The 8,270-nt window shown below is 40.4% G+C and carries 6 protein-coding genes; 1 reads left to right on the forward strand and 5 read right to left on the reverse strand.

The features are described 5' to 3' along the window. Positions 1–105: 105 nt before the first annotated feature. From gap to IQ264_RS29985, 5 genes are all read right to left on the reverse strand, one after another. Positions 106–1,140: a type I glyceraldehyde-3-phosphate dehydrogenase gene (gene gap / locus IQ264_RS29965; RefSeq protein ID WP_193985930.1), complete on the reverse strand. Its 1,035-nt coding sequence runs from the start codon at positions 1,138–1,140 to the stop codon at positions 106–108. Between the two features lie 184 nt (positions 1,141–1,324). Next, positions 1,325–2,824, reverse strand: a complete 1,500-nt coding sequence (locus IQ264_RS29970; RefSeq protein ID WP_193985933.1) for a phenylacetate--CoA ligase family protein — start codon at positions 2,822–2,824, stop codon at positions 1,325–1,327. A gap of 160 nt (positions 2,825–2,984) precedes the next feature. Next, positions 2,985–3,695: an MBL fold metallo-hydrolase gene (locus tag IQ264_RS29975; RefSeq protein ID WP_228061922.1), complete on the reverse strand. Its 711-nt coding sequence runs from the start codon at positions 3,693–3,695 to the stop codon at positions 2,985–2,987. A 62-nt stretch (positions 3,696–3,757) separates the two neighbouring features. Further along, a complete protein-coding gene (locus IQ264_RS29980; RefSeq protein ID WP_193985935.1) occupies positions 3,758–4,867 on the reverse strand; it encodes an S-(hydroxymethyl)glutathione dehydrogenase/class III alcohol dehydrogenase in 1,110 nt (369 codons plus the stop codon). A gap of 232 nt (positions 4,868–5,099) precedes the next feature. Next, on the reverse strand, positions 5,100–7,754 hold the full coding sequence (locus IQ264_RS29985; protein ID WP_193985937.1) for an MBL fold metallo-hydrolase: 2,655 nt from the start codon (positions 7,752–7,754) through the stop codon (positions 5,100–5,102). 284 nt (positions 7,755–8,038) lie between these two features. Here IQ264_RS29985 and IQ264_RS29990 point away from each other — a divergent pair. Further along, the coding region (locus IQ264_RS29990) for a hypothetical protein (RefSeq protein ID WP_193985940.1) at positions 8,039–8,270 on the forward strand (232 nt) is incomplete at its 3' end.

The following is an 8,270-nucleotide window of genomic DNA, read 5'->3' on the forward strand; positions in this document are numbered from 1 at the left end:
ACTGGGGACAAGGGGACAAGGGGAATTTTTACCTTTTGCACCTCTGCACCTCTGCACCTCTGCACCTCTGCACCTCTGCACCTCTGCACCTCTGCCCCTCTGCCTCTAAGCTGGCTGAAGCGCCTTTTCCTTGGCTGCCATTGCGAGAATTAGGTCAATCATTCTGCTGGAATAACCCCATTCATTGTCGTACCAAGAGACTACTTTGAAGAAATTAGAGTTTAATTCAATTCCGGCACCTGCGTCGAAAATGCTGGAATGAGGATCTGTGGTAAAGTCGCTGGAGACTACATCATCTTCGGTGTAACCCAAAATTCCTTTGAGTTCGTTCTCTGATGCTTTCTTCATTACTTCACAGATTTCTTTGTAGCTGGTGGCTTTTTCAGTTTTAAAGGTTAAGTCAACCGCTGAAACGTCCGGGGTAGGTACGCGGAAAGCCATACCTGTGAGTTTGCCTTTCAGTTCTGGAATCGCTAAAGTAACGGCTTTTGCTGCACCTGTGGAAGCGGGGATGATGTTTTGGGCTGCACCACGTCCACCACGAAAGTCTTTTTTGCTGGGCCCGTCAACTGTGGGCTGGGTGGCTGTCATGGCGTGAACTGTGGTCATTAAGCCTTCGACAAGACCGAAGTTATCATTGAGAACTTTGGCGACGGGGGCTAAACAGTTGGTAGTGCAACTGGCGTTGGAAACGATGTTATCTTTGGTGGGGTCGTATTTGTCGTCGTTGACTCCCATGACTAAGGTAGGTACTTGATCGGGATCTTTGGTGGGGGCGGAAATTACAACTTTTTTGGCACCTGCTTTGAGATGTTTTGATGCGCCTTCAAAGCTGGTAAATAGTCCGGTGGACTCAACTACATACTCGATGCCCATTTTTCCCCAAGGTAGTTCTTCGGGATTTCTCACGGATACACAGGGGATAAATTTGCCGTTGACAACGATGCCGTCTTCTTTGGCTTCAACTGTGCCCGCGAAGCGACCGTGTGTAGAATCATATTTTAATAAGTAGGCGATCGCTTCTGGTGGTACAAGATCGTTAATGCAAGCCATTTCGATTTCTGGATTATCAAGTCCGATGCGGAATACTAATCTACCGATGCGACCAAATCCGTTAATGCCTACTTTAATAGCTGCCATGAAAATCTCCTTTTAGTTTAGTGTCAATCAGTCTGACAACTTGGTTATGAAGACTTGTTTATCAATCAGGCTGAAGTTATGAGTAATTTACTTTCAGCCTCATGTCAAGTGTTCAAACGCTTATCACGATAATGCTTTCTGCTCTGAGAAACCCTTTTTTTTGGCAAAGTCTTAAGCTTTCTGTTTATTGCCGGGTGTAGCGATGCTTAACTCCGATGGGGAAATACTCAGTATCTCCGGTGGGAGTGAGTGTGATTTGGGGAGTTTGATATGTTTGGGGAACATAGTTAGCAAATTCGCTGTTGAGTCGTCGCAGTTGGGCAAGAATGGAATTTGCGATCGCATCTTTCTTTTCTTCATTAGCTTCGATTCCTGGTGCTAACTCTACCACAATGGAGAGGAATTTATTTTGGTCTGCATCTTCTTTCACCTGCAAAACAAACTTCCCCGTCACCCATTCTTTAATCACAGGTTGTTCTAATCCAACGGTGACATTTTCCGGGTAAATATTAGCCCCGAAATAGGAAACTGTAAAATTCGATCTGCCAAAAACATAAACAAAAGGTAACTCCCGAATTCCTCTTTCTTGCGCCAAAGCAGTCAACGGATCGAAACCGTATTTTCCCAAAAATCTCAACATTTCGTCATAAGGAATTATCCCGCCAGTATCTAAAATGTTGTATCTAATTAAAGGAATCCCATTATCACCAGAAAATAACAAATTACCATTTTCAACTTCAAAAAATCGACTCAAAGGATCGTATTGTACCAAAGTCGGTAAACGCGATTCGCCAAATAAAGTTTTCGCAGCTTCGGGATGATTTGCCAACCACCGACGAATGCAAATACTTAAAGGTGTTTCATTCCCCAAAACTCCAGCGTCAGCAGTTCCATAAAGTGCAGCAGAGTCATAGCAAAAATTAGTCGATCGAACTCTTTCCCCAACTAAAGTCCGCCATTCCTCGCTGAAAACTTCCCCCGCAAACACCATTTTAATATTATATTTTTCCCATTCAACTCCCCGCGCAATTCCCGTATCAACCACATCTTTAATAAAAGGCGGATATCCCAACAAAACCACCTGTTCAAAAGCACCTCCCAACTCTTGCACCACTCGGAAAATTTCTTCTTTGTTATTTCCTGGTGCGATCGCTGTAATCGGATAACCTTTACTAGCAAGATAGCGACAACAATTAGTCGTAAATAAACCGCCTACCCAAGTTCCCAAAGTAAAACAAACCACAGCTAAAGTCCGCCGATCATCAGCAAAGAAACTATCATGAAATATTTGCTCAAACCTAGTAGTAATTGCTAACTCATCGCTGAAGAACCTCGGCCAAAATGTCGGTTTACCAGTAGAACCAGAGGAAGCCGCAATTATATCACAGCTTTCTATTTTTCCATTTTTACATAATTCCGCTAACGAGTAAACTTTCAGATAATTCTCTTTAGTAACTTGCGGTAATTGGAAAAAATCAGCGAAACTTTGAATAGTTTCCGGGTTAATATTTTGGGATTTTAAAAACGCTTGGTAAGCGGGAACGGTAGCAGCGACGGAATGAAACAAAGCTAAAGTTGCAGATTCCGCATTTGTAGCATTATCTTTTTGCAGTAAACTTGCTAAGGGAGTGGTGAGAAACTGTTCTAACGCTTGCAAAGATCTTTGACGCTGTGATTCTTGCATTTTTCCCCTCTAATTAATAATAATCTTAAATGAATTAGAAAAACTTCTCTTTCTTCTCTTTCTTAGCGTCCTTTGCGTCCTTTGCGGTTTAAAAAAATCTTATTATTAAACCGCAAAGAACGCAAAGAGCGCGAAGGAAAGAGGAAGAAGAAAGAGAGATTTAGGGATGCCATTTTGGTTCGGGGGGAAGGGGTGTATTGGGGGTTTTTCCTTGCATTCTGTGACTGACGAAATCTTCTACTTTTGGTAATATTAAATAGGGGTTTGTTTGCAATTGCATATCTAAGGTTGCTGTTGGTTTATCGCCGTAATTATGACCTGGGTACATGGTGGTTTCTGGCGGTAATTTTCGCACCAAATCTTGCAATGTGTAAAACATGGTTTCGGGATTTCCGCCGACAAAATCACAGCGTCCACAACCATTTACGAACAGTGTATCTCCGGTGACTAAAGCATCAGGAATGCGATAACTTGTGCATCCTGGTGTATGTCCGGGTGTGTGCATCATGGTAATTTCTAAATGTTGACCGATCGCTAAACTATCTCCGGGGGAATGACGCACTAAATTTTCACATTTAAATCCAGAAAAATCGATTTCTTCTCCCATCATGTGTACTGGCGCGTCAGTAGCTTCTAAAATATCGTTGACTCGATTAACATGATCGAAGTGACTGTGAGTGCAGAGAATATGAGTGATTTTTACATCCAATTTTTCCGCTTCTGCTAATATTGTGGGTGCATCCCAAGCTGGATCGACTACCGCACAGGTACGAGTTGCGCGATCGCCAATCAAGTAGATAAAATTATCCCAAGGCCCAAGTTCAAATTGATGTACAAAAATTCCTGATTCAGTCATTTGGTTATTTGTCATTTGTCATTTATAAAAATCTTCCATCTTGTAGGACAGGCATCTTGCCTGTCACTAAAATGTCACTAAAAAGTAATCACACTACGAATAGATTTCCCCGCGTGCATTAAATCAAAGGCTTTGTTAATATCTTCAATGGGCATGAATTCGGTAATTAAATCATCAATATTTATTTTACCTTCCATGTACCAATCAACTATTTTTGGTAAATCTCTCCTTCCTTTTACACCGCCAAAAGCTGTACCTTTCCAAGTGCGTCCGGTAACTAATTGAAAGGGACGGGTAGAAATTTCTTCCCCAGCGCCAGCAACGCCAACAATTACACAAGTTCCCCAACCTTTGTGACAACATTCTAATGCTTGGCGCATGATATTTACATTGCCAATACATTCAAAAGTAAAGTCAGCACCGCCATTAGTTAAGTTTACCAAATAAGGAACTAAATCTCCTTCTACTTCTTTGGGGTTGACAAAATGAGTCATGCCTAATTTTTCGCCTAATACTTTTTTATTTGGGTTAATATCTACACCCACAATCATGTTAGCACCAGCTAATTTTGCACCTTGAATTACACTTAAACCAACTCCTCCTAAACCGAAAACTACAACATTATCGCCTACTTGGACTTTTGCTGTATTAATTACTGCACCAATTCCAGTTGTAATGCCACATCCAAGAAGACAAACTTTTTCTAAAGGTGCATCTTCGCGAATTTTTGCTAAGGCAATTTCTGGGACTACTGTATAATTAGCAAAAGTGGAAGTTCCCATGTAATGATGCAGCATTTTGCCATTTATAGAAAAGCGACTACTACCATCTGGCATCACGCCTTTTCCTTGGGTTTCACGAATAGCTTGGCAGAGATTTGTTTTACCTGAAAGACAAAATTTGCAATGGCGACATTCGGGGATATAAAGGGGAATTACACGATCGCCTTTTTGTAAACTTTTCACCCCCGATCCTACTTCCACGACAATTCCTGCGCCTTCATGCCCTAAAATAGCCGGAAAAAGTCCTTCTGGATCGGCCCCTGAAAGGGTATAAGCATCGGTATGGCATACTCCCGTTGCTTTAATTTCTACCAAAATTTCCCCTTCTTTTGGCCCTTCTAAATCAACTATTTCAATGCTTAAAGGTTGTTTGGCACTATAGGCAATTGCTGCTTTTACTTTCATGAGTTTTTCCGCTTCCCTGATTGTTTAATAATTTTAAACTGTGTAGTAAGCTTAATTAATTATGGCAAACTTTCAGGAAAATTTAAACTTTCTTTTCGGTACTTCTGCTTGACAAAATTATGGCAAAACTCGCAAAGTTTAGTTTAGCAAAAACTCAGACTTGACCAACAATTGAAAATCGGTTTTTATCTGAATTAAAAATTAGCGGTATCTGGTAAACTAAACCGAAGTTTCATTTTTCATCTTCGGGAAGCAAGTAAAAATCATCCATTTCTTCGTCTTCTTCTGCGAAAATTTCCTCTTCATTTTCGGACTCTACTTTGGGTTCTAGTATTACACCACGTCTGACAAATTCTAAGCATTTGCTGCTAGGATCTACGGAAAAACTAAATAAAGGACTTTCCTCAGATTGGCATTTTCCGGCACGGAAGAAGTTACATACTGCACAACAATCTTCTCCAGATGCGATCGCTTCTTCCACCACAATATCTCTCTGCGTTAAGGGACTAAGTTTTAAATGAAAACCTTCCCATTTAGCTTTTAAAATCCCGCTTTCAGCTAACAGTTGCCAACGCGGATCTGTTTCCACAATCTCTTCTGGTATCCTAATCCAAGCACCTTCGACTTCTGCTTCTACATTCACTTCAAACTCAGTCGGTAAATCAAATTGTACCAACTTTCTCGCACTTAAATGTCCCGGCGCTTGTCCATAAACAATTTCATCCCCAACAGAAGGGATATGAACATAATATTTTTCTTTTAAATCTCCAGCACGCGATAATTCATGTAATGCTTCGTGGGAACCGTGAATTAATATTAAATGCTGGGGATTTACCCGATGAATTACTTGTGTTAAACCTACTTTATCAGCATGAGCACTCAGATTAAACTTGCGAACTTGCGCTCTCACATTTAACTCTTTGCCTTCTAATGTTACCGTATCTCCTGTGTTGAGATTTTGCAACAAACGACCGGGACTTTCTTCGTCAGTGTAACCAGAAATAAAGATTGCGGCATTTTCTCTTTCTAACAAAGTAGTAGCATAATAAATTGAAGGGCCACCCGTTAACATCCCGGAACTAGCAATAATTACACTGGGTTTTGCCATTGCTAAAGGTCGTTGTTTCGGTGAAGTAATCGGGACGACGGGAGAAGGAGAATTAGGATCGAAAAAAGGTTCTTGTTTTTGTTGTGCGAAGTTTTTAACTGACTGGGGAAGTAAAGTTAAGTTATCCCGAAAAACATCGGTAATTGCTCTCACTAAACCATCAACAAAAATGGGAATTTTTAACTTATGAAATACCGCAGAAGTGCGAATTGCTAAAATAATTTCTTGTGCTCTTCCTAAAGCAAAAGCTGGAACTAAAACATTACCACCTTTGGTGACAACTTCTGCGATCGCTTCTAGTAAAGCACTTTCTTGAGCTTTCCGATTAGGATGGTTATCCGCACCGTAAGTTGACTCAGTAATTAACATATCTGCTTTTGGCAAATCTGCTAATTTCAATCCTTCCGTTGTCCGACTGGAAGTAGTGTTGTAATCTCCAGTGTAGACTAAAGATCGATCGCCATACTGCATATAAATACAAGCAGCACCGACGATATGACCAGCATTAATAAATCTTACCTTTAATCCCGGTAAAGGTTCAAAATCTACTCCAATTGCTTGAGTTTCTAACCGAAACAAAGTCCTTTCTAAATCTGTCTCATCAAAAAGTTCCGGCGAATCTTCGTTCATTTGCTGAACTTTCAAACAATCTTGTAACATCACATGAGCAATTTCTCGCGTTCCCGGAGTACAAATCATTCTAACTCCTGGAAACCGCGCATGAAACACAGGAACTGCACCAAGATGATCTTGATGAGCATGAGTAATTAACAACAAATTCGGGTTTTCTAAATAATCTAATGCTGGCAAAGGATCGTAACCTTTCGGACGAGTACCACAATCCATTACTATTTCATAAGGGCCAATAAATACTTGAAAACAAGAAGCACCAATCCCTTTTGCTGCACCTAAAGGACGGACAATTAATCTACTATTTAAATTATCTTGACCATCAATTTTTGTTTCCTGTTCAACTTCTAAATTAACTACTTCTTTAACCTCTGGTGCATATTCATAAACCTTAATTTTGTCACCTTTAATTAATACTCTGGCGCGTTTTCCTGTCGTTGGCAAAACTGCTTCCCACTCCCAACCATCACGCCGTTTGATTGCTGGCGCAAGTTGCCAACCTGACTCTTGAGTTTCTGCAAAAAGTGCGGTTAAAGCAGCATCATTCGGTGGTAGAGTTTCAGTCGATGGTAACTTTTTGGTAGTTTCTACTGTTGGGAAAATTGAGACAGTTGTAATTTGATTTTCTGCACTATTTCCCGGTATTTCGTCAACAGATACTGCGCTCAAAATTTGCAAAGTTTTTCCCACTCTTTGCGCTTGCACTTTCAGCAATTGACTTAGTTTCAAATTAAGATTGTGGGAATTAAGCAAAGTTAGCTTGAGAGTTTTTTGTTCCGATCGCTTTATCTTAAACTGAACTAAAGAATTGCGTTTACCAATCTGTACCACCCTTCCCACTAACTGACAGATATCCGCCGCTTCTGCTTCACTAGCTAAATTTTCCGAACTAACCAGCGTTACCTGTGACACTTCGCCTGTAGAATCAGTGCTGGGGATAATTTGCCAACTGCGCTTTCCTTCCATCCATTCCGGGACTTTCTGTGCGACACGAAAGCGTGTATTATCCAAACATTCGAGGTACATTACCCCTTCGATCGTACAAATTTCTCCGCTCCAAGTGCAGTTAAAAGTCTCGGTATCAGAGGTTTCGGTAGAAATTGTAGCATCAATCATGTCAGCTATAGGTATTGTTGTGCGATCGCTCATCGTACTTTTACTTTAAGATACTGCTTGTTCGATCGCTGGAACGACTTTCACTCCAGAAATTCGGTTGCAGATTAATTTAGCTAATTATTACCAAAATAGCTTGCCATTTCTCCAATGTGTGAATTATTTTAATCAGAGTTAGTACTGAACCGCATTTTATCTAAAAAGTTAGGTGAGAGGATAGGTTGGGGTGTGCTGTTTATATGACTAATTTTAGTAGACTACTGAGACTATTTTTCGCTTTTAGTGTTTTTTTCTTAGCTTTCTATTTTAGAATCCCTGCTTTGTCAAATTGGGGGAATTTCTTATTTTGGCTAATTATTATCGTTAGTAGCTTCCTAATTCTCACAGAAATTAGAGCTTTTCACAAAATCTTTCGCGGCAAAGGAAGACGACTTAGTGTAATCATTTTAGCCTTAGCTTGGGTTGGTCTTTCCACTGCTACAGCTGCCCAAGTTAAATTTTTATTAACCAAACAAACTGTCTTAGAAAATTTAACCGCCCAAACCCCAAAAA

This window comes from [Phormidium] sp. LEGE 05292 (assembly GCF_015207735.1).
Lineage (GTDB): Bacteria > Cyanobacteriota > Cyanobacteriia > Cyanobacteriales > Aerosakkonemataceae > Floridanema.

Bases quoted from the DNA above. Each gene is read 5' to 3' on its own strand.
- gap (WP_193985930.1), bottom strand. From the start codon at position 1,140: ATGGCAGCTATTAAAGTAGGCATTAACGGATTTGGTCGCATCGGTAGA.
- IQ264_RS29985 (WP_193985937.1), bottom strand. From the start codon at position 7,754: ATGAGCGATCGCACAACAATACCTATAGCTGACATGATTGATGCTACA.
- IQ264_RS29975 (WP_228061922.1), bottom strand. From the start codon at position 3,695: ATGACAAATAACCAAATGACTGAATCAGGAATTTTTGTACATCAATTT.
- IQ264_RS29970 (WP_193985933.1), bottom strand. From the start codon at position 2,824: ATGCAAGAATCACAGCGTCAAAGATCTTTGCAAGCGTTAGAACAGTTT.
- IQ264_RS29980 (WP_193985935.1), bottom strand. From the start codon at position 4,867: ATGAAAGTAAAAGCAGCAATTGCCTATAGTGCCAAACAACCTTTAAGC.